22 protein-coding genes are annotated in these 23,343 nt (G+C 66.0%); 11 read left to right on the top strand and 11 right to left on the bottom strand.

Annotated features, from left to right (window positions below; all coding sequences use genetic code 11):
* Window positions 1-27: 27 nt before the first annotated feature.
* Window positions 28-1,458 carry an amidase gene (locus E3T43_RS08985; RefSeq protein ID WP_134472203.1) on the bottom strand — a complete coding sequence of 477 codons (1,431 nt, stop codon included), beginning with the start codon at window positions 1,456-1,458 and terminating at the stop codon, window positions 28-30.
* A 77-nt stretch (window positions 1,459-1,535) separates the two neighbouring features.
* Here E3T43_RS08985 and E3T43_RS08980 point away from each other — a divergent pair, with 77 nt between their 5' ends.
* A complete protein-coding gene (locus E3T43_RS08980; protein WP_134472202.1) occupies window positions 1,536-2,360 on the top strand; it encodes an SDR family oxidoreductase in 825 nt (274 codons plus the stop codon).
* Window positions 2,361-2,445: 85 nt separating this feature from the next.
* Here the strand turns inward: E3T43_RS08980 and E3T43_RS08975 are convergent, their stop codons facing one another.
* The 3 genes from E3T43_RS08975 to E3T43_RS08965 all read right to left on the bottom strand — a co-directional run bounded on the left by E3T43_RS08975 (window position 2,446) and on the right by E3T43_RS08965 (window position 4,570).
* Window positions 2,446-3,024: a GNAT family N-acetyltransferase gene (locus E3T43_RS08975; RefSeq protein WP_174844334.1), complete on the bottom strand. Its 579-nt coding sequence runs from the start codon at window positions 3,022-3,024 to the stop codon at window positions 2,446-2,448.
* On the bottom strand, window positions 3,017-3,739 hold the full coding sequence (locus tag E3T43_RS08970) for a uracil-DNA glycosylase (RefSeq protein WP_241978894.1): 723 nt from the start codon (window positions 3,737-3,739) through the stop codon (window positions 3,017-3,019). The genes E3T43_RS08975 and E3T43_RS08970 overlap by 8 nt, the downstream gene beginning before the upstream one ends.
* Window positions 3,740-3,862: 123 nt before the next feature.
* Complete coding sequence (locus tag E3T43_RS08965; protein ID WP_134441730.1) at window positions 3,863-4,570, bottom strand: Type 1 glutamine amidotransferase-like domain-containing protein; 708 nt, start codon at window positions 4,568-4,570, stop codon at window positions 3,863-3,865.
* Between the two features lie 55 nt (window positions 4,571-4,625).
* Between E3T43_RS08965 and E3T43_RS18745 the strand changes: the two genes are divergently transcribed.
* Complete coding sequence (locus E3T43_RS18745) at window positions 4,626-4,766, top strand: hypothetical protein (RefSeq protein ID WP_166791284.1); 141 nt, start codon at window positions 4,626-4,628, stop codon at window positions 4,764-4,766.
* On the opposite strand, the gene E3T43_RS08960 is transcribed toward E3T43_RS18745, so the two are convergent.
* From E3T43_RS08960 to E3T43_RS08945, 4 genes are read right to left on the bottom strand one after another with little or no spacing between them, the layout of a single operon-like run.
* The gene (locus E3T43_RS08960) at window positions 4,754-5,893 is read right to left on the bottom strand and encodes a bifunctional 2-methylcitrate synthase/citrate synthase (RefSeq protein WP_134472200.1); all 1,140 of its coding nucleotides are present in this window, start codon (window positions 5,891-5,893) and stop codon (window positions 4,754-4,756) included. The two genes, E3T43_RS18745 and E3T43_RS08960, sit on opposite strands and share 13 nt — an antisense overlap.
* Before the next feature lie 10 nt (window positions 5,894-5,903).
* The gene (gene prpB / locus E3T43_RS08955) at window positions 5,904-6,821 is read right to left on the bottom strand and encodes a methylisocitrate lyase (RefSeq protein ID WP_134472199.1); all 918 of its coding nucleotides are present in this window, start codon (window positions 6,819-6,821) and stop codon (window positions 5,904-5,906) included.
* A complete protein-coding gene (locus tag E3T43_RS08950) occupies window positions 6,821-8,356 on the bottom strand; it encodes an MmgE/PrpD family protein (RefSeq protein WP_241978893.1) in 1,536 nt (511 codons plus the stop codon). Before E3T43_RS08950 ends, prpB begins: the two co-directional genes overlap by 1 nt.
* 31 nt (window positions 8,357-8,387) lie before the next feature.
* Window positions 8,388-9,068, bottom strand: a complete 681-nt coding sequence (locus tag E3T43_RS08945; RefSeq protein WP_134472197.1) for a GntR family transcriptional regulator — start codon at window positions 9,066-9,068, stop codon at window positions 8,388-8,390.
* 106 nt (window positions 9,069-9,174) lie between these two features.
* On the opposite strand from E3T43_RS08945, the gene E3T43_RS08940 reads away from it, so the two are divergent.
* From E3T43_RS08940 to E3T43_RS08930, 3 genes are all read left to right on the top strand, one after another.
* A complete protein-coding gene (locus E3T43_RS08940; protein WP_134472196.1) occupies window positions 9,175-11,103 on the top strand; it encodes an AMP-binding protein in 1,929 nt (642 codons plus the stop codon).
* A 90-nt stretch (window positions 11,104-11,193) separates the two neighbouring features.
* Window positions 11,194-11,541: a DUF485 domain-containing protein gene (locus E3T43_RS08935; RefSeq protein ID WP_092451296.1), complete on the top strand. Its 348-nt coding sequence runs from the start codon at window positions 11,194-11,196 to the stop codon at window positions 11,539-11,541.
* Window positions 11,538-13,160, top strand: a complete 1,623-nt coding sequence (locus tag E3T43_RS08930; protein WP_134472195.1) for a cation acetate symporter — start codon at window positions 11,538-11,540, stop codon at window positions 13,158-13,160. The genes E3T43_RS08935 and E3T43_RS08930 overlap by 4 nt, the downstream gene beginning before the upstream one ends.
* 341 nt (window positions 13,161-13,501) lie before the next feature.
* Here E3T43_RS08930 and E3T43_RS08925 read toward each other — a convergent pair whose 3' ends face one another.
* Complete coding sequence (locus E3T43_RS08925; RefSeq protein WP_174843045.1) at window positions 13,502-14,281, bottom strand: SDR family NAD(P)-dependent oxidoreductase; 780 nt, start codon at window positions 14,279-14,281, stop codon at window positions 13,502-13,504.
* A 29-nt stretch (window positions 14,282-14,310) separates the two neighbouring features.
* On the opposite strand from E3T43_RS08925, the gene E3T43_RS08920 reads away from it, so the two are divergent.
* From E3T43_RS08920 to E3T43_RS08895, 6 genes are all read left to right on the top strand, one after another.
* Complete coding sequence (locus tag E3T43_RS08920) at window positions 14,311-15,411, top strand: acyltransferase family protein (RefSeq protein WP_241978892.1); 1,101 nt, start codon at window positions 14,311-14,313, stop codon at window positions 15,409-15,411.
* 113 nt (window positions 15,412-15,524) lie between these two features.
* Window positions 15,525-16,856 carry a bifunctional o-acetylhomoserine/o-acetylserine sulfhydrylase gene (locus E3T43_RS08915; protein WP_134472193.1) on the top strand — a complete coding sequence of 444 codons (1,332 nt, stop codon included), beginning with the start codon at window positions 15,525-15,527 and terminating at the stop codon, window positions 16,854-16,856.
* 73 nt (window positions 16,857-16,929) lie between these two features.
* Window positions 16,930-18,132 (top strand): homoserine O-acetyltransferase, encoded by a 1,203-nt coding sequence (locus tag E3T43_RS08910; RefSeq protein WP_134472192.1) that lies wholly within the window; start codon window positions 16,930-16,932, stop codon window positions 18,130-18,132.
* 70 nt (window positions 18,133-18,202) lie between these two features.
* Window positions 18,203-19,372 (top strand): sensor histidine kinase, encoded by a 1,170-nt coding sequence (locus E3T43_RS08905; protein WP_134472191.1) that lies wholly within the window; start codon window positions 18,203-18,205, stop codon window positions 19,370-19,372.
* Window positions 19,369-20,709 (top strand): hypothetical protein, encoded by a 1,341-nt coding sequence (locus tag E3T43_RS08900; RefSeq protein ID WP_134472190.1) that lies wholly within the window; start codon window positions 19,369-19,371, stop codon window positions 20,707-20,709. Before E3T43_RS08905 ends, E3T43_RS08900 begins: the two co-directional genes overlap by 4 nt.
* A gap of 45 nt (window positions 20,710-20,754) precedes the next feature.
* A complete protein-coding gene (locus E3T43_RS08895) occupies window positions 20,755-21,411 on the top strand; it encodes a response regulator transcription factor (RefSeq protein ID WP_134472189.1) in 657 nt (218 codons plus the stop codon).
* Window positions 21,412-21,714: 303 nt separating this feature from the next.
* On the opposite strand, the gene E3T43_RS08890 is transcribed toward E3T43_RS08895, so the two are convergent.
* Entirely contained in the window at window positions 21,715-22,992 is a 1,278-nt protein-coding gene (locus E3T43_RS08890; RefSeq protein ID WP_134472188.1) for an MFS transporter, read from the bottom strand.
* A 38-nt stretch (window positions 22,993-23,030) separates the two neighbouring features.
* Window positions 23,031-23,333: a thiamine-binding protein gene (locus E3T43_RS08885; protein WP_104132783.1), complete on the bottom strand. Its 303-nt coding sequence runs from the start codon at window positions 23,331-23,333 to the stop codon at window positions 23,031-23,033.
* Window positions 23,334-23,343 lie beyond the last annotated feature (10 nt).

The following is a 23,343-nucleotide window of genomic DNA, read 5'->3' as shown; positions in this document are numbered from 1 at the left end:
CCCGGTGAGGCCAACGCCCGGTCAGGCCTACGCGGGGTCGGGCGGCACGCGATCCTGCCAGCGGATGCGCCGCTCCAGCTGCGCGCCGAGCGCCAGCAGCGTCGCTTCGCCGCCGGGTCGCCCGATGAGCTGCACGCCCATCGGCAGGCCGTCGTCGGTCTGGTGCACCGGCAGCACGATGGCCGGCAGCCCGCTCACGTTGATCATCGAGGTGAACGGCGTGTACTGCACCTGCTGGGCGAAGTTCGCCTCGCCGTCGTGCGCGTCGTACCAGCCGACCGGCCGCGGCGTCAGCGCCATCGCCGGGGTCAGCACGGCATCGAATTTCGACAGTTGGCGAATGAACGAACGCTCGAACGCGGACAGTGCAGCCAGCGCCTCGGCGAGTTCCCGGGCACCGAGGGCACGACCTCGGGCGAGCAGCCACTGGGTCAGCGGTTCAAGCAGGGCGACGTCTGCGTCGGTTTCGGCCGGGATGGTCGCCGCGCCCGCTTGCCAAATTGTGCGAAACGCCGGCACATAGCTCGCGTCGGGCACGAGTGCCGTCTCCTCGAGGCCGTGCTGCAGCGCGGCAAAACCGGCCACGGCGAGATCGAGCGCGGCCTGGGCTTCGGGCGCAATCGAAATGGAGTAATCGTTGTCCCAGGCTGAAGTGGTCATGACGCCGAGCTGAAACCGCCCATCGCCGCGCACCGCCGCGGCCAGCAGCGGAGCTTCGTCTCCCGGAGCCCGCACGGCATAGTGGTGGTCGGGGTGACCATCTCGCGGCGCGATCATGGCATCGAGCAGCAGGGCGGCATCCGCTACCGTGCGGGCGATCGGGCCGCCGACGGCGAGGCCGCCGAGCTTGTCGATTCCGGAAGCGGACGGCACCCGTCCGCGGCTCGGCTTGAGGCCGACCAGCCCGCAGGCGGCTGCTGGGATGCGGATGGACCCGCCGCCATCGGAGCCCGGCGCGAACGGCAGCAGGCGGGCGGCGACCGCGACGGCGGCGCCACCGCTGGATCCGCCGGCGCCGAGCGCAAGGTTCCACGGCGTGCGAGCAGGCGGTGCGGCGAGGCTTTCGGTGTAGGAGGCCAGGCCGAACTCCGGCGTGTTCGTCTTGCCGAGGCTGACTCCCCCGGCGTCGTCCAGGGCCTGCACGAGCTCATCCGACTCGTCGGGCACATAGTCAGCGAAGAGGCGCGAGCCGAACCTGGCTGGCACCCCGGCACGCAGGTACAGGTCCTTGTCGGCGAACGGGAGGCCCCAGAGCGGCGCGGTGCGCGGCATCCGCTCTTCGACGTAACGGGCCCTGGCCCTGGCCGCGTCTGCCGTCACCGTGACAAAGGCACCGAGTGCCGGATTGTACTTCTCGATGCGGGCGAGGTAGTGCTCGGCGAGCTCGCTCGGGCTGATTTCGCGGTTCTGCAGGGCCTGCCATTGCTCCAGGGCGGTCAGTTCGTGTGGATCAGCCATGACCCGAGCCTAGTTCGGCGACGGCCGCCCATCAGGCAGCACTGGCCGCGGCGGCACAACGCGGCTAGCCTCAATCCATGGCCAGCGCTTTGTACAACCCCATCGGCACCACCGCGCTCATCACCGGAGCGTCGAGCGGACTCGGCGTCGGGTACGCCCACGCGCTCGCCCAGCGCGGCGCGGATCTGGTACTCGTCGCCCGTCGCCAGGCCCGGCTCGAAGCCCTTGCGGTCGATCTCGCCGAGAAATACGGCACCGTTTCCACCGTGATTCCGCTCGATCTCAGCGAAGCGGATGCCGTCCCCGAGCTGGTGCGCGACCTGCGCGAGCGGGCAATCACCATCGGCACCCTCGTGAACAATGCCGGATTCGCCACCTTCGGCACCGTGCTCGACTCGGACGAGGCCCGCGAACGCGAGCAGGTGGCGCTCAACGTGCACGCGCTGACCGCGCTGACCCACGCCTTCCTGCCCGATCTGGTCGAGACCGCCTCGCTGCATCCGCACACTGCGGCGCTGGTGAACCTGGCCAGCACGGCCGCATTCCAGCCGGTGCCGCACATGGCGGTGTACGGCGCGACCAAGGCCTACGTGCTCAGCTACACCGAGGCGGTCAGTTACGAAACGCGGGCGAGCGGCCTCAAGGTCACGGCGATCTGCCCAGGTCCCGCCGACACCGAGTTCTTCGAGGTCGCCAAGACCGGCGGCGGCAAGAAGGGCACACCGCTCACGGTCGACGAGGTCATGCGCGCCTCGTTCTCGGCGCTCGACCGCTCGGTCACGCCCTCGGTCGTGCTCGTCGGCGCCCGCAACGCCCTGCTCGCCCGGGTCGCGAGCATCTCTCCGCGACGTGCGGTACTCAACGCCGTCGGCCGCCTGAACTCGCCGCGCGGCACGCACTGAGCCCGGGCACGCCCGCGAGACGCCAACTTCGGTCCCTATGCCCCGCGACCTGCCAACGTCGGCCCCATGAGCCGGGCCAACGGGGCTACTTCAGACTCTTCTGCAGCAAAATAGTACCGAGCCAGCGCTCGAACTTGAAACCGACCTTGCCCATGCGGCCGATCTCCTCGAAACCGAAGTCGCGGTGCAGCTTGATCGAGGCATCCGCTCCCTGATCCGCGATCACGGCGATGATCTCCTTCAGGCCGGCCGCCTTCGACCGCTTGATCAGTTCGCCGAGCAGCTCGCGCCCGAGTCCCTTTCCGGTGGACGCGGCGCCGAGGTAGATCGAGTTTTCGACCGTGAACCGGTAGGCCTTCTTCTGTTTCCACGGGGCGACCAGGGCATAGCCGAGAATCTGGCCGGCCGGTGAGACGGCAACGATGAACGGCATGCCCTGCTTGTTCAGGTAGTAGAACTTGTCGCGCCACTCGGGGAGCGTCATGGCATCTTCGTCAAAAGTGACGGTGCTGTTGGCGACGTAATAATTGTAGATTTCACGAATGTGCGGCAGGTCGGTCGCCCGCACCTCACGCATCGTGTATTCGAACGGCGTCTCGATGGCGGTTTCCGGCCGCAAGTGGCGGGGCAACCGACGACGAGGCTCGTATTCTTCCTCAAGCACCGGGCACTCCCCTTTCTGGTTGATTCCAGATTACCGGAAGCTCCCAGTTCACCGATGCAGCCCCCTGCCCGGTCAACAGCCGGTTGGCGTTGCTGAATGGCTTCGAACCGAAAAAACCACGCCAGGCCGATAGTGGACTCGGGTGCACCGACTCGTGCACGGGCGTGTCGCCGAGCAGTGGCTTGAGCGCGCCGGCATCCTTTCCCCACAAAATCGCCACCAGCGGATGTCCCCGCCCGACCAGTGCGCGAATGGCCTGGTCGGTCACCGCTTCCCAGCCCTGGCTGCGGTGCGAACCGGCCGCTCCCGCACCGACGCTGAGCACCCGGTTCAGCAGCAGCACGCCCTGATCGGTCCAGGCCGAAAGGTCGCCGTGCTCGGGTCGCGGCAGGCCGAGATCGGCTTCATATTCAGTGTAGATATTGCCGAGGCTGCGCGGAAGCGGGCGCACGTCGGCTTTGACGGCGAAGGCCAGGCCGATCGGATGGCTCGGAGTCGGATACGGATCCTGCCCGACGATGAGCACCCGCACGGCGTCGAACGGCTGGCGGAACGCGCGCAGCAGGTGCTCCGCAGCGGGCAGCACGGCGCGGCCGGCGGCTCGTTCACGCGTCAGGAACTCGCCGATCCTGGCCAGGTCATCGGCCACGGGTGCGAGGGCAAGCGCCCAGCCCGGATCGATGTCGCCGCTTGCCGCGAGGGCGTCGAGGTTCACGATCTCACCCGGCCGGCCGGGCGCGCCCGATCAACCGGGCAGGTACCCGATGGGGTGGCGACCGCCGCGAGCTGACTCGGTACGCGTGTTGCGGTATCCGTTGTGCAGGCTGTCATGCGCGGGTCAGGCGCCGATGGTGCTCACGAGCACGCCGCCGTCGGCCTGGCTGACGTTCCAGACGCTGCCGGCGCCGAGCACGCGAAGTGCGCCCTCGCCGACCACGAGCACGGTGTTCTCGTCGATGGCGAGGCCGCCGTCGATCAGGCCGGCTTCGGTCGCCGCGATCAACCGGGACAGGCTGCCGGACTGGGCGGCGTGCACGTCGACCGTGACGTCGAGCAGTCCGATGCCCTGGGCCAGGGTGATTTCGTCAAGGCCCTCGGAGACGTCTTCGGGCGTCACCTCGACGCCGCCGATGCGCCAGCCGCCGATCAGGGCTCGTTCGGCGGCGATCATGGCACCGGCCGAGAACCCGAGGTAGGGCACGCCGGCCGATACCTGGCGGCGAATCTCGCCGGCGATGGGAAGCAGTGCGGCCAGGTAATCGGGGGTCACGCCGCCGCCGATGAGAATGCCGTCGACGGCGCCCAGAGCGGTGAGGTCGCCGGTATCGCCGGGCGCGAGCACGGTGCGGCGGGTCTGCACACTGTCGCCGAGCGAGGCAGCCAGTTCCTCGGCGTGGGCGCTGCCCGGGCCGACGGTGATGATCGCCACGATCGGTTCGTCACGGCCAGCCTGTGCGGCGTGAGCCACAACCTCGGACAGGAACGTTCCGAACACCTGGGCATTGTGGGCCGGGTCTCCTCCGCCGCCGACCAGGTGCACGCTCACGCGGTGACCTTCGTTTCGGTCGTGGCTGTGTCGTTGCTCGAAAGAGGCGCGTCAAGTGTCATTCGACAATGCTAACGAAAGACGCAAGCGCCGTGACCGCAGGCACAATAAAGCGGATGCCGCGCTGCCGACCGGCAGCGCGGCATCCGCTCGTTGCGGTGTATCCGGTGCGAAGAAGAAGCGCTACGGAACCTGACGCTGGTCGAGCCCGTGGTAGGCCGACAGCGGGCGAATCAGTGCGTTGCTGGTCTTTTGCTCCATGATGTGCGCGGTCCACCCGGTGATGCGCGCCGCAACGAACAGCGGCGTGAAGGTGAGGGTGTCAAACCCCATCAGGTGGTAGGCCGGACCCGACGGGTAGTCGAGGTTGGGCAGGATCGCCTTGCGCGTCGTCATCGCCGTCTCGAGGGCTTCGTAGAGCTCGAGCAGCTCCGGCTTCTCGTAGTGCAGGGCCAGGGTGACGAGCGCCGCCCGCATGGTCGGTACGCGCGAGTCGCCGCTCTTATAGACGCGGTGCCCGAAGCCCATGATCTTGCGCTTCTCGGCGAGCGCCTGCGCGAGCCAGGGCTCGGCCCGGGCGGCCGAGCCGGCGCCGAGGCCGATCTCGGTGAAGGTGTGCATGACGGCTTCGTTCGCGCCGCCGTGCAATGCTCCCTTGAGCGCCCCGACCGCGCCGGTCACGGCCGAATAGAGGTCGGACAGGGTCGAGGTGATCACCCGCGCGGTGAACGTCGATGCGTTGAAGGAGTGCTCGGCGTAGAGAATCATCGACACGTCGAAGGCGTTGACGACGACGAGCTCAGGCACCTCCCCGAAGGCCATGTGCAAAAAGTTCGCCGAGTAGCCGAGGTCGTCGCGCGGCTCGACCAGGTCGAGCCCATGCCGACGCCGCTGGTCGTACGACACGATCGCGGGCAGCTGGGCGAACAGCCGAATCGACTTGGCCAGGTCGGATTCCGGCGACGGGTTCTCAGCTTCCGGATCGCTCGCTCCGATAACGCTCACCGCGGTGCGCACGACATCCATCGGGTGCGCGGTCAACGGCAGCTCGTCGATGATGCGCTTGACGACCGGGTTGAGGTGGCGCAGCGAACGCTCGAGGGCCTCGAAGTCCGCGAGCTGCTGGTCTGTGGGAAGTTCACCGTGCCAGAGCAGGTAGGCGACCTCCTCGAAGCTCTTCTTCGCCGCGAGTTCCTGCACCGGGTAGCCACGGTAGAGCAGCGAGTTGGTCTCCGGGTTGACCTTGGAGACCGCGGTCGTGTCGACGACCACGCCGGTCAGCCCCTTATAGACGTGTGGAGCGAGTGTTTCCGTGTCAGACATTGTGCTCCCCTTATACCTTGGACGAAATGTGCGGGTTCAGCGTGAAATCGAAGATACCCGAATCGAACTGGTTATACGACGCGTAGTCGAGCAATTCGTACAGGTCAGCCCGGTGCTGCATCTCGGGCAGCATCGTCGTGAGCGAGCCGGTCTGCTCGATCGCATCGAGTCCGCGGGCCGCCGACCCCATCGCGAGGCGCAGCAACGACACCGGAAAGATCACCAGGTTCATGCCCACGTTTTCGAGCTGCTGCACGGTGTACAGCTCGCCCTTGCCGAATTCGGTCATGTTCGCCAGGATCGGCACCGAGACGGCCGCCCGGATCGTCTCGAACTCGGCCAGGCTGCCCATCGCCTCCGGGAAGATCGCGTCCGCTCCGGCATCCTGCAGCTGCTTCGCCCGAGTCACAGCGGCATCCAAACCGTCGACGGCACGGATGTCCGTGCGCGCCATCACGAGAAAGTTCGCATCCCGGCGCGCATCGACGGCCGCGCGGATGCGCTTGATCGCGGTGTCGGCATCCACGACCTGCTTGCCGTCCAGGTGACCGCAGCGTTTCGGGTTGATCTGGTCCTCGATGTGCATTCCGGCCAGGCCGGCATCCTCGAGAGTCTGGATGGTGCGCGCCACGTTCATCGGCTCGCCGAAGCCGGTGTCGGCATCGACGATGGCCGGCAGGTCGGTCATCCGGGCGATCTGCTGCGACCGGCCGGCCACCTCGGTGAGGGTGGTCAGGCCGATGTCGGGCAGGCCGAGGTCGGCCGAGAGCACGGCACCCGAAATGTAGACGCCCTCGAACCCCTTCTGCTGAATGAGTTTGGCCGAAAGCGGGTTGAACGCGCCCGGAAAGCGCAAAATCTTGCCGCTTTTTAGGCCCTGGCGCAGGGCAATCCGCTTGTCGGCGGCGGTCGTTCCGGCGTACAGCATTAGAAGATTCCGTTCGGCGTGGCGATCGAGGAGAGCAGTCCGGGCTTGGCCACGATGGTCAGGCCCCCGAGGTCGGCAGCACCAAGCTCGGGCAGGCGCTGGGCCAGCGCGAGGAAGCGCTCAATTTCGGACACCTCCATCACCGGCGCGGCCAGGATGCGGAACTTGTTGATGTACTCCGCGCGGGCGAAGGGGCGAGCGCCGAGCGGATGCGCATCGGCAACGGCAATCTCGTCCACGATGCGGGTTCCATTGGCCAGTTCGATCTCGACGCGACCGCCGAAGGCCTTCTCGGCCGGGTCGAGGGAGTGGTAGCGACGCGTCCACTCCTTATCCTCGGTGGTTGTGACGGTCTGCCACAGGGCGATGGTGTCTGGGCGGCCGGCTCGTTCCGGGCTGTAGGAATCGACGTGGTTCCAGCTGCCGTCCTGCAGAGCGACCGTGAAGATATAGGGAATGGAGTGGTCGAGCGTCTCGCGGCTCGCGGTGGGGTCGTACTTCTGCGGGTCGTTGGCGCCGGAGCCGATCACGTAGTGCGTGTGGTGGCTGGTGTGGATGACAACGCTCGTGATAGCCCCGGCGACGAGCAGTTCGGGGTGTTCGTTGTGCAGCTTGCGAGCGAGGTCGATCCAGGCCTGCGCCTGGTATTCGGCCGAGTGCTCCTTGGTATAGCTGTCCAGAATGGCCCGCTTGATGCTGCCGGCTTTCGGCAGCGACACGTCATAGGAACCGTCCGGGCCGTCGAGCAGCCAGGCGATGACGCCGTCTTCGCCCTCATAGATGGGAGTCGGGCTGGTCTCGCCGCGCAGCGCACGGTCGACGGCTTCGACAGCCATCTTGCCAGCGAAAGCCGGGGCGTGCGCCTTCCAGCTGGAGATTTCGCCCTTGCGGGATTGACGCGTCGCGGTCGTGGTGTGCAACGCCTGACCGACGGCCTGAAAGATGGTTTCCTTGTCGAGGCCGAGCAGGGTGCCGATACCGGCGGCGACCGACGGGCCGAGGTGGGCAACGTGGTCGATCTTGTGCGCGTGCAGGCTGATCGATTTCACCAGGTCGATCTGAATCTCGTAGCCGGTGGCGATGCCGCGAATCAGGTCGCTGCCGGTCAGGCCGCGGGAGGCCGCGAGGTGCTGGGCGACCGCCGTGATCGGCGGGATATTGTCGCCGGGGTGCGAGTACTCGGCGGCGAGGAACGTGTCGTGATAGTCGAGTTCACGCACGGCCACACCGTTGGCCCAGGCCGCCCACTCCGGGGAAACCCGGCGGGCGGGGGCGAGGCCGAACACGGTCGCTCCGTCGCCGCCATTGGAACGCGGATGTGCGAGCGCCTGCGAGCGGGCGGCGATCACCGGGCGACGAGTCAGGCTGGCCGCCGCGACGGAGGCGTTGTCGATCACCCGGTTGATGACCATCTCGGTCACCTCTTCGGAGACGAGGGCCGGGTCGGCGGCGACCTCGGCGATTTTCCAGGCCAGCTGGTCCTCGCGGGCCAGATTCTCGTCGCTCTTGTGAACTCGAACGTGGTGAAGCTGCACGGTGGATCCCTTCGTTAGGTGACCAGGGCCGCTAATTGGCGACAGTGGTCGAGCCCTCATCGATCGCCGCGAGGACGCTCTGGAGGCTTTGATGAAGATGAATATGGGTGGCATGGGCCGCCAGCGACGGATCGCCGGCGATGATGGCGTCGAGAATCAGCAGATGCTCGGCCGCCGCGGCATGAAGCCGCAGCGGATTTCTCCGGGCCAACCGACGAATTCGGGCCAGGTGGGTGCGTACGGCGCGCAGGGCGCCGACGAGAAAAGGGTTGCCGACCGCGACATCGATGGCATCTTCGAGTTCATCGATCAGCCCGTAGTATCGGTGCACTCCGACGTCGCCCTGTTCCAGCAGTTGCGGAGCATTGACGAAGCCCTCACGGAGCAGGGCGAACGGGGTGGGATCACGGCGAATCGCCGCCAGACGGATGGCCTGCACCTCGAGCGCCTGGCGCAGTTCGTAAAGTTCGGAAATACTGTCGACCGAGATGTCGGTGACTTCAAAGCCACGGCCTCGGCGACCGACGACGAGTCCATCGGCAATCAATCGGGCCACCGCTTCCCGCAGCGGGGTGCGCGATATGCCAATACGCTCGGCCTGTTCGACTTCGAGCAGGGCAGCCCCTGGTGCAAGGAGTCCGTTCAGGATCTCCCCGCGCAGCTGACGGTACGCTCGCTCACTGGCGCGGAGCGGCACGTCTAACCCCAACATTGCGGTTTCTGTATACACAACTGAGATCCTATTCCACAATGCTGGGTTATATGCAATACTTCAACCACTCTTTGTATACAGAGGTACTTCGATGGAGAAGATAGACATGAACGGCGAATCAGGTGCGAGCTACCGGGATGCGTGGCGACGCAGCATTTCGTCGACGGAAGCCTTCTGGCTTGAGGCGGCTGAAGGCATCGACTGGATCACGCAGCCCCGTCTGGCGCTCGCTCCCGACGGCCCGGCGACCGGCAGCTGGTTTCCCGGCGGCACTCTCAATACCAGCTACAACGCACTCGACCGCCACGTGCTGGCCGGCCGCGGCGCCCACACCGCGCTGATCTATGACTCCGCCATGACCGGCACCCGGGTCAAGCTCAGCTACCTCGACCTGCTCGGCCGCGTCGCCAGGTTCGCCGGCGTGCTCCGAGCCAACGGCGTTGGCACCGGCGACCGCGTCGTCATCTACCTGCCGATGATTCCCGAAGCCGTTGTCGCCATGCTCGCCTGCGCCCGCATCGGCGCGGTGCACTCGGTCGTGTTCGGTGGTTTCGCCGCAACCGAACTGGCCGTGCGCATTGATGACGCCCGCCCCAGTGTCATCGTCACGGCATCCGGCGGCCTGGAGCCTGGCCGCGCGGTGGAATACCTGCCACTGGTCGACAAGGCCATCGCCCTGAGCCAGGGTTCGGTGCACACCGTGATCGTGCAGGGCCGGGACAGCATCCCCGGCTCAGCTGCTGACTACCAGAACCGTTCAGAAGCGGATGTCGCCTGGCTCGACTGGGCAGTCGAAGAGGCCACAGCAGCGCCGGCCGACCCGGTCGCCCTGCGCTCCGAAGACCCGCTGTACATCCTGTACACGTCCGGTACGACCGGTAAGCCCAAGGGCATCATCCGCGACAACGGCGGCCATGCCGTCGCCCTGAACTGGTCGATGCGCAACATTTACGATGTGGGACCGGGCGACGTCTACTGGGCCGCATCCGACGTCGGCTGGGTGGTCGGACACTCCTACATCGTCTACGCGCCGCTCCTGGCGGGCGCGACCACGGTCCTCTATGAGGGCAAGCCGATCGGCACCCCGGATGCCGGCGCCTTCTGGCGCGTCGTCGACGACTACAAGGTGAAGGTTCTGTTCACCGCGCCGACCGCCATACGGGCCATCCGCCGGGTCGACCCCGACCTGCTCGAACTGAAGAACCACGACGTTTCGAGCCTGACCAGCCTGTTCCTGGCCGGCGAACGACTCGACCCCGAGACCTTCCACTGGGCCAATAATGGGCTGCACTGCCCGGTCGTCGACCACTGGTGGCAGACCGAGACCGGGTGGGCGATCTGCGCCAATCTGCTCGGCATTGAAGAATTGCCGACCAAGCCGGGTTCGGCCACCGTCCCGGTGCCCGGATACGACATTGCCATTCTGGATTCCAAGGGCAAGCCGATCGAGAAAGTCGGCAAGGACGGCAATATCGCCATTCGACTCCCCCTGCCGCCCGGAACCCTGCTCGGGGTCTGGGGCAGCGAGGAACGGTTTGCGAGTTCTTACCTGACCGCCTTCCCCGGCTACTACGCCACCGGCGACTCCGGCCATTTCGACGCCGACGGCTACCTGTTCGTCATGGGCCGCACCGACGACGTGATCAACGTTGCCGGCCACCGGCTCTCCACCGGGTCGCTCGAAGAGGTACTCACCCTGCACCCGGCCGTCGCCGAGTGCGCGGTACTCGGCGTGCACGACGCCCTCAAGGGCCAGCGCGCCGCTGGTTTCGTGACCCTCAAAGTCGGGACTAGTGTCGACCACGACGTTCTGGCCGCCGAACTCGTCGCGCTCGTCCGGGAGCATGTCGGCCCGGTTGCCGCGTTCCGCGACGTCACCATACTCGACCGACTGCCCAAAACGCGGTCGGGCAAGATTCTTCGCAAAACCATTCGACAAATCGTCGACGGTGAAGAATATTCCGTTCCCCCCACTATCGAAGACCCCACCGTTCTCGACGATCTCAAACGAGCACTGACAGCATCCGTTTTGTAGACCACCGGTCGAGACCACGCTCCGCCCCCACCGCGCACCCACACTTTTCCGCAAAACCCGTATTTTTCGTTCCCGAGGCAAGGAGGCCCCATGAGTGAAGCAGTGAAAGACGCCCCACCGAAGTCCATCATCGACTACGAGGCTTTTGAAAAGACCCCCCGTTTTCTCGAGTTGAAGCGCACCCGCAACAGGTTCGTCGTACCGATGGCAATCTTCTTTTTCGTCTGGTATATCGCCTACGTGCTTGCCGCCGCATACCTGCACGAGTTCATGGCGACGCCGGTCTTCGGCCGCATCAATATCGGACTGCTGCTCGGCCTCGGCCAGTTCGTCACGACCTTCGCCATCACCATGACCTACGTGACCTTCGCGAACCGCAAGATCGACCCCCGCACCGAAGAACTTCGCCTTGAGCTCGAGCGGATGGAACAGCGATGAACGCACTGCACCTCCTGGCCACGACGGTCAAACCGGTTGAAAACAACCCGATCCTGAACATCTCCATCTTTCTGGCCTTTGTGGCGGTGACCCTGATCATCGTCATCCGCTCCGGACGCAACAACAAGTCCGCCGCGGACTACTACACCGGTGGCCGCTCGTTCACCGGACCGCAGAACGGTTTCGCCATCGCCGGCGACTACCTGTCAGCGGCGTCGTTCCTCGGCATCGTCGGCGCGATCGCGATCAGCGGCTATGACGGGTTCATGTACTCGATCGGATTCCTCGTCGCCTGGCTCGTGGCCCTGCTGCTCGTTGCGGAGCTCATGCGCAACACCGGCAAGTTCACGATGGCCGACGTGCTCTCCTTCCGGTTGAAGCAGGGTCCCGTGCGCGTGGCCGCAGCAACGACCACCCTGGCCGTGTGCTTCTTCTACCTGCTCGCCCAGATGGCCGGAGCCGGCGGACTCGTCTCGCTACTCCTCGGCATCAACGACAAGCTCGGCCAGTCCATCGTGGTCACCGTCGTCGGCGCGCTGATGATCGTCTACGTACTGGTCGGCGGCATGAAGGGCACCACGTGGGTGCAGATCGTCAAGGCGTTCCTGCTCATCATCGGTGCACTCGCCATGAGCATCTGGGTACTGGCCCTGAACGGGTTCAACCTGTCGGCCCTGCTCGACAGCGCTGTTGCCGTCTCGACCTCTGTTCCGGCCGATGCGATCCTGGCTCCGGGCCTGAAGTACGGCGCCAACCCGCTCGACTTCATCTCGCTCGCCCTCGCCCTGGTTCTCGGAACTGCCGGCCTGCCGCACGTGCTCATGCGCTTCTACACGGTTCCGACCGCCAAGGAAGCTCGTCGCTCTGTGGTCTGGGCCATCTGGCTCATCGGCGCGTTCTACATCTTCACCCTCGTGCTCGGCTTCGGTGCCGCATCGCTCGTTGGTGCTGACACCGTTCTCGCCGCTCCCGGTGGAGTGAACTCGGCAGCTCCGCTGCTCGCGCTCGCTCTCGGTGGTCCGCTGCTGCTCGGCTTCATCTCGGCCATCGCCTTCGCGACGATCCTGGCCGTTGTGGCCGGAATCACCATCACGGCGGCAACGAGCTTTGCGCACGACATCTACGGATCCGTCATCAAGAAGGGCAAGGGAAACCCCGACGACGAGGTCAAGGTCGCCCGTCGCACCGTGATCGTGATCGGAATCCTCGCTATTGCCGGTGGTATCGGCGTGCAGGGGCAGAACATCGCCTTCCTCGTGGCACTCGCGTTCGCCGTCGCGGCGAGCGCCAACCTGCCGACCATTCTCTATTCCCTGTTCTGGCGCGGCTTCACCACCCGGGGCGCGGTCTGGAGCATGTACGGCGGGCTGTCGTCAGCCGTGCTCCTGATCATCTTCTCGCCGGTGTTCTCGGGCACTGACACCTCCATGTTCGGTGCCGGCGTGGACTTCGCGATCTTCCCACTGAGCAACCCGGGCATCATCTCGATCCCGCTCGGGTTCTTCCTGGGCTGGCTCGGCTCGGTCACCAGCACCGTGAAGGAGAGCCCGAAGCTCGCCGCCGAAATGTCGGTGCGTTCGCTCACCGGGCACGGCGCCGAAAAGGCCGTCGAGCACTAACCCTCTGCAGTACACAAACGGGCCGGCCAGGATTCACATCCTGTCCGGCCCGTTTGCTGTGCCCCGCCTGTCGCAGACAAGCTCGCGTTGGCCGATGGCGATCTCGGCGAGCTCGATCAGCGGATAGAGGCGATCCGCCGACAAGCTCACGCCGGTCTTTATGGGAGCGGCGGCGGCGGGTTTTCCGCGGGGTTGCGAGTTTTGAGGGTTTCCGGGGCCGCCGCACGCTTTTCGCGGGGGTCCCCGGAAACCCTCAATGTTTGAGCGAGGAGCGGATGACCCGCCGACGCCGCGGGCCGCGCGCAAAGCCGCGGGCCGCGCGGAGTAATGCGGCGAGGTTACTACTCGCGCACCTTCAACGGACCACGGGCGATGCGGGTCGGGGCCGCCTGGGCGACCGGCTTGATCACGATCAGGTCGAGGTTCACGTGTGCCGGGCGCTCAACGCTCGACACGATGGTCTCCGCGATGTCCTCCGCCGATAGCGGATCTGGCACGTTGTCGTAGGCCGCGAACGCCTTGTCGGCGTCACCGTTGAAACGAACCAGACCGAACTCATCCGTTTTGACCATGCCCGGCGCAATCTCGATTACCCGAATCGGCTCACCGGAGAGCTCGAGGCGCAGCACCTCGGTCATGGCGTGAGCAGCGAACTTGGCCGCGTTGTAGCCGCCGCCGCCGAGATAGGCCACGTGCCCGGCGATCGAGGTGATGGTGACGATGTCGGCCGACCCGGCCCCGGAGTCGATGCCGGAGCGCAGCAGCGGCAGAATCGCCGTGGTGACCCGCTTGACGGCGAGCACGTTGATCTCGAACATCCAGGCCCAGTCCTCGATGCTCCCAGCCTCCACCGTGTCGAGGCCCTTGGCGCCGCCGGCATTGTTGACCAGGGCGTGCACCGGGCCGGTGGCGGCGAGGTAGTCGCGCAGGGCGTCGACATCCGCTTGCAGCGTCAGGTCAGCGGTGAAGACATCCGCTCCCGTGTCCGCTCGCAGCGTAGCGAGGCGGTCGGCCCGCCGCGCGACCCCGACCACATCCCAGCCGCGCAGCCGGAACTGGCGAACGGTCGCCGCTCCGATTCCTGAACTTGCTCCGGTCACAACCACTCTTCGAGTACTCATTTCTCCATTGTGGCGGGAGAATGGATTCAATGAGCGCACTTGGCACCGCCACCACTCGACCGCAGAAGCGTCGCTTACCCCTCTGGGACAACGCGCGCTGGATCGCGGTCACCCTCGTGGTGATCGGCCACGCCATTCTCAAACTCATCGGCGAAGCGGATGCCGCCTATACGCTGTACCTGTTCATCTACGCCTTCCACGTGCCGGTTTTCGTTGCCGTGAGCGGCTATTTTGCCAAGTCGGGGCCGCCCGACGCGCGGCAGATGCAGCGGCTGCTCACCGACATCGTTTTTCCGTACCTCATCTTCGAAACCATCTGGACCGGGCTGCGCTGGATCCTCGGCGGCAAATTTCTGCTGGATTACTCCAGTGCCAGCTGGACCCTCTGGTTCCTGCTCGCCCTGCTGATCTGGCGGATCGCATTGCCCTACCTGGTCTTGCTGCGCTATCCCCTCACCATCAGCATTGTGATCTCCATCGGCGCCGGCTACATCTCGTCGATCGATGGCACCTTCACCCTCGCCCGCACCCTCGGGCTGCTCCCGTTCTTCGTATTCGGCTGGAAACTGCGGCAGTGGCTGCTCACCGACAACTGGCTCGAACTGCGCGCGGGGCTGGTCTGGCGCTGGCGGGCCGGGGCGCTCGGGCTGTTTGGCGGGCTGTACCTGCTGATCGCCCTCAATATCGACACCCTGCGCAAGCTGCAGGTGCGCCGTTTTCTGCTCTACGACGAGTCGTACGCGACGTTTGATTACTCCTCATGGTGGGCCGGCGGCATCCGTTTGGCCGTCATGCTGCTCGCCTTCGCGCTGATCGTGGCGTTCCTGATGCTGATCCCCCGGCGCACGACCTGGTTCAGTGAGCTCGGAGCGGCCACGATGTATATCTATCTGCTGCACACCTTTCTGCTCTACCCGCTGCGCGAAACCGGTGTACTCGACGGGCCCCAACCGGGCTGGGTGCTTCCGGCGATGATCGTGCTGAGCGTGGCCATCTCGATCGTGCTCTCGCTGCCGATCGTGCGGAGGGTAATGCGGCCCTTGGTCGAGCCGAAAGCCCGGTGGCTGTTTCGCCCGGGCGCTGCGACACCGACGGGCACGATTGTGCTGCCGCATCGCGACCGAAAGTAGCCTCCGGCAGAAGATGACGCCGTGTTGCGGCATCCGTTGCAGGGTTTACACCGGCTCCATATGCTCGTGGCCAGAGCGCCGGAAAGTCCGCGCCGAGTGATCCGGAGGCTATCGTGACCGACAATTCTTCATCGTGGAAGTTTGAGACCAAGCAGGTTCACACCGGAGCACACCCGGACCCGACCACCAACGCTCGGGCGACGCCGATCTACCAGACCACCTCGTATGTCTTCAACAACGCCGAGCACGCCCAGAACCTGTTTGCGCTGGCCGAATTCGGCAACATCTACACCCGCATCCAGAACCCCACCCAGGCCGTCGTCGAGGAGCGCGTGGCCGCACTCGAGGGGGGCACCGCGGCGCTGCTGCTGTCCAGCGGACAGTCGGCGTCCACTTTTGCGGTGTTGAACATCGCCCAGGCCGGCGACCACATTGTCTCGTCGAGCTCGATCTATGGCGGCACCTACAACCTGTTCAAGTACACCCTGGCCAAGCTCGGCATCGAAACGACCTTCGTCGAAGACCAGGATGACGCGGCCGAGTGGGCCCGTGCGGTGCGCCCGAACACCAAGCTGTTCTTCGCCGAAACCATCGGCAACCCGCGCATCAACGTACTCGACATCACGCTGGTCGCGGATATCGCCCACGCTGCGGGAATTCCGCTGATCGTAGATAACACGATCGCGACGCCGTACCTGATTCGCCCGTTCGAGCACGGCGCCGACATCATCGTGCACTCGGCCACGAAATTCCTCGGCGGCCACGGCGCCGTCATCGGCGGGGTTCTCGTCGACGGTGGCAAGTTCGAGTGGTCGAAGAACGTGGAGAAGTTCCCCGGACTGACCGAACCCGACCCCTCGTACCACGGCGCGAGCTATACCACCGCGGTCGGTGACGGAATCGCCTACGTCATCAAGGCTCGCGTGCAGCTGCTGCGTGACCTCGGAAGTGCCATCGCCCCGGCGAGCGCCTGGCAGCTCATCCAAGGCATCGAGACGCTCAGCCTGCGCATCGAACGCCACGTGCAGAATGCCCAAGACATCGCCGAGTGGCTCGACAACCACGACGACATCGCCTCGGTGAACTACGCCGGCCTGCCCTCGAGCCCCTGGTACGCCAACGCCAACAAGTACGCCCCGCTCGGCGTCGGAGCGGTGCTCTCCTTCGAGCTCAAGGGCGGAGTCGCCGCCGGCCGCGCCCTCGTCGACAATCTGAGCCTGTTCAGCCACCTCGCCAACATCGGCGACGTGCGTTCCCTGGTCATTCACCCGGCCTCGACCACGCACGCCCAGCTCACCCCGGAGCAGCAGCTCACCGCCGGCGTCACCCCGGGCCTGGTGCGGCTCTCGGTCGGAATCGAAAACGTGGTCGACCTGAAAGCCGACCTCGAGGCTGGCCTCGCCGCGGCCCGCGCCGTCGTCAAGCGCGACCGCGCCGACGCCTGACCGGGTCGCTGGGCCCGGGCGCACAACGTAACATGCGCCCGGGCCGTCCATTCGACCGACAGAATGGACGGGTATGGAATGGCAATCATCAGCAGACACAGTCCCGTCGAACTTCATCACCGAAGCCCAGGCGCGCTCGGTCCTCGGCAAGCCTCCGGCGACCGGTGCCTGGCGTGACGGTGACCCGGTGGGAAACCGGCAATTCGCCAATCTAGGCCCGCTGAGCTTTGAGGCCGGCGGCAGCCTCCCCATGGTGCGGCTCGCCTACGAGACCTGGGGCAGCCTCAATCCGGCCGGCGACAATGCCGTGCTCGTGCTGCACGCGCTCACCGGTGACAGCCACCTGGCCGGCGCCCCCGGTCCCGGCCAGGAGACCGGTGGCTGGTGGGACGGCATCGTCGGACCGGGCCTCGCCATCGACACCGACCGGTGGTTCGTCGTGGCGCCGAACATGCTCGGCGGCTGCCAGGGCAGCACCGGGCCGGCGTCGCTGGCTCCGGACGGTCTGGAGTGGGGCATCCGTTTTCCCTATCTCACGATTCGCGACCAGGTCAGCGCGCAGCGCGTTTTCAGCGACCGGCTCGGTATCGGCCGCTGGGCGGCCGTAATCGGCGGGTCAATGGGCGGCATGCACGCCTTGGAATGGGCGATCATCACCCCCGAGCGGGTCGAGCGCCTGATCATTTTGGCCGCGCCGCCAATCACCACGGCCGATCAGATCGCCGTCAACTCGGTTCAGATCGAGGCGATTCGCACCGACCCGGCCTTTCGGGCCGGCGATTATTACGATGAAGCAGATGGTGACGGACCGACGCGCGGGCTGGCCCTCGCCCGCCGCATGGCTCTGTTGAACTACCGCAGCCCAGCCGAACTCAACGCACGCTTCGCGCGGGGCTGGCAGAGCGATATCAGTCCGCTCGGCGCCAACGGTCGCTTCGCCGTGGAATCGTATCTTGACTTTCACGGGAATAAATTCACCAGGCGCTTCGACGCCAACAGCTACATCGTGTTGGTCGAAGCCATGAATTCCCACGATGTCGGCCGCGGCCGCGGCGGCGTGGCGGCCGCTCTCGGCCGGGTCACCGCCCGGTCCGTTGTCGTCGGTATCGACAGTGACCGACTGTTCCCGGTCGACGGCCAGCGCACCATCGCCGCCCACCTGCCGAACAATATCGATGGCCCCACCGCTGTGGTGCTGGAATCCGGGTATGGTCACGATGGCTTCCTCATCGAGAACGAAGCGATCGGCGCCCAAATACGGCGGGTGTTGGACTAGGGAGAACTCTCCGGCGTCCCGCCCGGTATGGTGCAGATAGACATGTTTATCTCCCACCAGACAGGCACCCATGCAACGCATCCTCAAGGAGCGAGACCGGCTCCTTCGCAGAGCGGTGCAGGCGGCCGGGCTGACCGGCTCGGCCACGACACTGGCGTGCTTGTTCGTACCCGGTGGCGTTGCCGGAGGCGCGCGCATTGCGGCGGTGGCGCTCATCCTGCTGCTCGCGGCCGCGCAGTACCTGCTCGGCAGCACCGGTGCCCTGCGCTGGGCGGTGCTGATCGTGCTGTGCGGGGAAGGAACGATCCTGATCGTGGGCTTCGCAAGCCACCCCGGAGTTCCTCCCAACCTGGTCGAGGAAAGCGTGATCGGCATGGTGGCGACCGCGCCGATATGCGCGGTCGCGGCGGTACTGATCACGAGCGCGCGCCGACTGCTGCTGCTCGGCTCCTTCTTCGTGCTGACCGTCGCGACCATTGCCGTCGTGACGGTGGACGCCCCCGACCGGGTCATTCTGCTCACCCTGACGGTGACTATATGGCTCTCCTTCACGCTCGCCTCCTGGTGGATCGCGCAAAGCGTCCCCCGCGTGATGCACCGAATCGCCGCGATCGGGCGTGCCCACCGCGCCGAACGGCACGCGAGCGAACTCGAGGCGCAACGCCGACAGGACGCCCGGTTACTGCACGATACGGTGCTCGCGACGCTGACCCTGCTGGCCCATTCCGGCGTCGGAGTGAGCCCGGCAGCCCTGCAAAAACAGGCCGGTGACGACGCCCGGCTACTGCGTCAATTGCGGCTCGGCGGTCTGCCGATGCCGAGTCGTTCCGGTGGGTATGCCCTCGAACCAGCCTCGGTGCTGACCCTCGGCGGCACGCTCGACGCAGTGCGTCAGCGCTTCGAGCGTGCCGGCCTGACCGTCAACTGGCACGGCAGCGGGCAGGTGCAGTTGCCCAGCAACGTGCTCGATTCCTTTCTACTTGCTCTCTCTGAGTGCCTCGAAAACGTGCGCCGTCACGCCGGTGTCGACCATGCCGACGTAACAATAACGGATGACGACGCCACTGTTCGCGCAATGGTCACCGACACCGGGGTCGGGTTCGACCTCGGCCAGGTCGGCTCCGAACGGCTCGGCGTCGCCGAATCGGTCATCGCCCGGCTGCGTGACGTGGGGGGCAACGCTCGCCTGTTTTCCTCGCCGGGTGCCGGAACGACGGTTGTTCTTGAGGTCCCCAAATGACTCCGCTGAGCGACACCGCCCCCATTGATATCGTTCGCACCCGCCGTGTGGGCGCGCGCCTGCTGGGCGCACCGGACGAGCGCAGTTGGCCGACAACATCCGCTGGCCAGACGACCAGGGCAGCGCTGTCGCCGCTGCGGTTTCCGCGGTCGAGTCTGCGTGGTGACGGTCATTTCACCGTTTTCCGATCGGATCAAAACGGTTTGGGTGCCCGCCACCTCGGAATCGGGATGAGCATCAGCGGAGGCGTCATCGCCGTTTTCCTGGTTGCGCGGCTGGTGGTCGAGTGGGGACAGACCCCCACGCCCACCCCCACCCTGAGTATCGTGGCCTGGCTGGTACTCGCCGCGACCGCGGTCGGGGTGAACCTGGCGGTCCACGAGTTCTCTTCACGCATGCCCACGTGGCTGTTTCTACTCGCCCTCGGCCTCTGCGCGATCGTGGTCGCCCTCGATCTGGCCGGATCCTGGGGATTTCCGGGAACGGCGACTTTTCCCACCGCGGCCCCAGCCGTTGGCGCCTTTTTGCTGACGATTGTGACCCTGCGGGAATCCCGCGATATCACCCTGGCAGCGCTCGCCCTCGGTGTCATTATGGGCGCGGCCACCCTGTTCGAAGCCCGCAGCGACGTACTGGCGCTGGGACCTGACATTCTCGGGGTCGCCCTCGCGGTGGTACCGCCGGTGGTCGGCGCAAGCATTGTGCAAGCGTTTCGGCGCATGGTTCAGCGCGAGCTCGACCTCGTGCTCGTGCAGAGCACCGTGTCCCAGCCGCGGTTTGCGGTCGGCATGCTCGCTTCGGAGCAGCTGGCCCGGCTCGACCTCGATGCGGAGACCCTGCTCGACGATGTGGCCCAGGGACGCACAGCGCTTCCGTTGGCCGCGTCGACGGCCACGACGGCTGCGTCGCTCGCCACCCAATTGCGCGTGCACCTGATCGAGGGCCGCACCGAAACCTGGCTGCACCACGCGATCACGGAGAGCGAGTTTCTGGGCCCCGTCGTTGCCCTGAGCGACCCGGCCGGGCTGGCCGGGCTGTTATCGCCGACCCAACGTGACGGGCTGCTCCTGACGATTTGGCTGCTGTTGGGGGATACCCAGCGATCGGGAGCATCCGTTTCACTGCGGCTCGGACCGATTGTCCCCACACAGAGGGTGGGGCTGCACCACCGGGTGCGGTTTCCGATTGAATTGACCACAACTGGGGTATCGCGGCGGCGTGTCGATCCCGAAACCTGGCAGGCGATTCGTGCGGTTGGTCCGCACGTGGACTCCAATCGGGCCGGAAGCTTGCGGGTAGACATCGAGTGCAGTGTGGACAATCCAGCTGATGCTTAGTATCGGGGATATAGACGCTAAGGTGCACTCATTAGGAGGCAACACATGACGACGACACCCCGTCCCATCCGCTTGGCCCTTGTTGACGACCACAAGATGCTCCTGGGGGCGCTCACCGAGTGGATTCGAAGCGCCGCTGACGACATCGAGATGGTCGCGGCGGTGACGACCTGGCCCGAGTTGCTGACCCACCCCGAGTTTCCGGTGGACGTCGTGCTGCTCGACCTCGATCTCAAGGACAATATTCCGGTGTCCCTGAAGATCTCCACGCTCAAGACGACCGGGGTGAACACGGTGCTCATGAGCACCTACTCCGAGCCGGCTCTCGTGCGCGAAGCCCTCGCCGCCGGCGCCCTCGGCTACCTCGTAAAGAGCGAGGAAGCGAGCATGATCGTCGATGCCATTCGTGCTGCCTACAACGGCAAGTCCTACATCTCCGCTGAGCTCGACTACGCGCTCAACTCGACCGAGAACGTTGAAGGTCCCCGCCTCAGCGCCCAGGAACGCCGCGTCATGGCGCTCTACGGCGCCGGTGAGCCGGTGAAGGCCGTCGCCTATCAGCTCGGCATCTCCGAGGAGACCGCCAAGAGCTACCTGAAGCGCATTCGCGAGAAGTACCGCCTGGCCGGGTACGACGTGGGTACCAAGGTCGCGCTGCGGAAGCGCGCCATCCACGACGGCATCCTGCTGCAGACGGACTGACGTTCATTTACCGACCGGCTCCATTTTTCGAAATGCGGGCCGGTTCGTTCGTTAACGCGGCTTCAATTGAGTGGATGCCGGCAGGCGCACGCCAACGTCAACCCTTGCGGACGACCGGGATCAGCTGCGTCTCGATCAGCACAGCGCCGCAGGCACGCGCCAACGTCAACCCGTGCGAACGCCCGGGATCAGCTGAGTCTCGATCAGCACAGCGCCGCACGGCACGCGCCAACGTCAACCCGTGCGGACGACCGGGATCAGCTGAGTCTCGATCAGCACAGCGCCGCACGGCACGCGCCGACGTCAACTCTTGCGGACGACCGGGATCAGCTGCGTGCCGTAGGGCACGTGCTGGCCCCGCAGGCGGCGCCGACGGTCAATGCTGAAGGTGAGCAGGGTCAGCAGCACGCCGAGCGCGCTCAGGGCAACGCCGATCCAGACCGGGGCCAGGTATCCGAGCCCAGCGGCGATGGCCACGCCGCCGAGGGCCGCGCCGAGGGCGTTACCGACGTTGAGCGAGGAATGGTTGAGCGCCGCCGCGAGCGACTGACTCTCGTGCGCGACGTCCATCAGTCGGGCCTGAATAGTCGGCGAGAGAGCGGATGCCGCCGCACCGATGAAGAACATGCCGATCACCAACCCGATTAGCGACTGCGCAGAGAGACCGAGCGTGACGAGGGCCGCGATCAGCACGGCGAAGGAAATGTACATGGTACGGCGCACGCTCCAGTCGGCCAGCGCTCCCCCGGCGAAGTTGCCGACTGTCATGCCGAGGCCGATGACGACGAGAATGAGCGGAACCGCTGCGGCCGTGAGCCCGGTGATGTCGATCACCAGCGGGGCGACATAGGTGTAGACCGCGAACAGGCCGCCGAAGCCGATCGCACCGATCGAGAGCGTGATCCAGACCTGCAACTGGCTGAACGCTCGCAGCTCGGCGCGCATGGTGGCCTTGGGGTTGCCGGCCTGAAACGGCACGAACACGGCGACGGCCACGAAGGTGAGCGCGAAGATCGCGGCGACGACGAGGTAGGCGATTCGCCATCCGCTCACCTGACCGATCCAGGTGATCGTGGGCACCCCGATGACGTTGGAGATGGTCAGCCCGGAGAGCACGATTGCGATACCGCGAGCCCGTTTGCCGGGGCCCATCAGGCGGGCGGCGACGAGCGAGGCGATGCCGAAGTAGGCGCCGTGCGGCAGCCCGGCCACAAAGCGGGCAACGAGAACGGTCTCAAAGGTCGGCAGCAGGGCCGAGGCGATGGTGCCGAGCGTGAACGCGGTCAGCAGGGCCAGGAGTAGTTGTTTGCGCGGCCAGCGGGCCGCAGCGGCCGCGATCGTGGGCGCTCCAACGACAACACCGAGGGCATAAGCCGAGATCAGCCAGCCGACCTGCGCGTTGGCGGCATCCGGCGCCGCAGCATAGAGGCCGGGCAGCAGGTCGGCGGCCAGGTTCGGCAGCAGACCCATGGCAACGAATTCGGTCGCGCCGATGCCGAATCCGCCCAGGGCGAGGGCGAGCAGGGCAAGACGAATACGGGTCGACGACAGCTGCGTCGACCCGTCAGGAGTGAGGGGCATGCAACAAGCCTAAGCCCAGGCCGGCTGGAGCGGACGATTCACTCGGAGAGGGCGGTCTCCAGGCGCTCGAGCTTGCCGGTCAGTTCGCCGGTGTGGCCGGGGCGGATGTCCGCCTTCAGCACGAGGGAAACACGCGGCCCGAAGGCGCCCACCGCCTCGGTCGCCGCCTTGATCACGGCGAAGACTTCATCCCAGTCGCCCTCGATGGTGGTGAACATGGAGTCGGTGTGATTCGGCAGTCCGGATTCGCGGACGATGCGCACCGCGGCGGCAACCGCATCGTGCACGGATCCCTGCGAGTCGGCGGCGACGGACGGTGCGACAGAGAATGCTACGAGCATGAGGGGCTCC

Source organism: Cryobacterium sp. Hh7, assembly GCF_004403155.1.
Lineage (GTDB): Bacteria > Actinomycetota > Actinomycetes > Actinomycetales > Microbacteriaceae > Cryobacterium > Cryobacterium levicorallinum.
The sequence above is the reverse complement of the archived record's forward strand: the minus strand, read 5'-3'. Positions and strand labels throughout refer to the sequence as shown.

Excerpts from the sequence above, each read along its gene's own strand:
- E3T43_RS08925 (WP_174843045.1), bottom strand. The coding sequence starts at position 14,281 with ATGAGTACTCGAAGAGTGGTTGTGACCGGAGCAAGTTCAGGAATCGGA.
- E3T43_RS08910 (WP_134472192.1), top strand. The coding sequence starts at position 16,930 with ATGGAATGGCAATCATCAGCAGACACAGTCCCGTCGAACTTCATCACC.
- E3T43_RS08980 (WP_134472202.1), top strand. The coding sequence starts at position 1,536 with ATGGCCAGCGCTTTGTACAACCCCATCGGCACCACCGCGCTCATCACC.
- E3T43_RS08935 (WP_092451296.1), top strand. The coding sequence starts at position 11,194 with ATGAGTGAAGCAGTGAAAGACGCCCCACCGAAGTCCATCATCGACTAC.
- E3T43_RS08930 (WP_134472195.1), top strand. The coding sequence starts at position 11,538 with ATGAACGCACTGCACCTCCTGGCCACGACGGTCAAACCGGTTGAAAAC.
- E3T43_RS08885 (WP_104132783.1), bottom strand. The coding sequence starts at position 23,333 with ATGCTCGTAGCATTCTCTGTCGCACCGTCCGTCGCCGCCGACTCGCAG.
- E3T43_RS08985 (WP_134472203.1), bottom strand. The coding sequence starts at position 1,458 with ATGGCTGATCCACACGAACTGACCGCCCTGGAGCAATGGCAGGCCCTG.
- E3T43_RS08940 (WP_134472196.1), top strand. The coding sequence starts at position 9,175 with ATGAACGGCGAATCAGGTGCGAGCTACCGGGATGCGTGGCGACGCAGC.
- E3T43_RS08900 (WP_134472190.1), top strand. The coding sequence starts at position 19,369 with ATGACTCCGCTGAGCGACACCGCCCCCATTGATATCGTTCGCACCCGC.
- E3T43_RS08905 (WP_134472191.1), top strand. The coding sequence starts at position 18,203 with ATGCAACGCATCCTCAAGGAGCGAGACCGGCTCCTTCGCAGAGCGGTG.
- E3T43_RS08920 (WP_241978892.1), top strand. The coding sequence starts at position 14,311 with ATGAGCGCACTTGGCACCGCCACCACTCGACCGCAGAAGCGTCGCTTA.
- prpB (WP_134472199.1), bottom strand. The coding sequence starts at position 6,821 with ATGCTGTACGCCGGAACGACCGCCGCCGACAAGCGGATTGCCCTGCGC.
- E3T43_RS08890 (WP_134472188.1), bottom strand. The coding sequence starts at position 22,992 with ATGCCCCTCACTCCTGACGGGTCGACGCAGCTGTCGTCGACCCGTATT.
- E3T43_RS08960 (WP_134472200.1), bottom strand. The coding sequence starts at position 5,893 with ATGTCTGACACGGAAACACTCGCTCCACACGTCTATAAGGGGCTGACC.
- E3T43_RS08895 (WP_134472189.1), top strand. The coding sequence starts at position 20,755 with ATGACGACGACACCCCGTCCCATCCGCTTGGCCCTTGTTGACGACCAC.
- E3T43_RS08945 (WP_134472197.1), bottom strand. The coding sequence starts at position 9,068 with ATGTTGGGGTTAGACGTGCCGCTCCGCGCCAGTGAGCGAGCGTACCGT.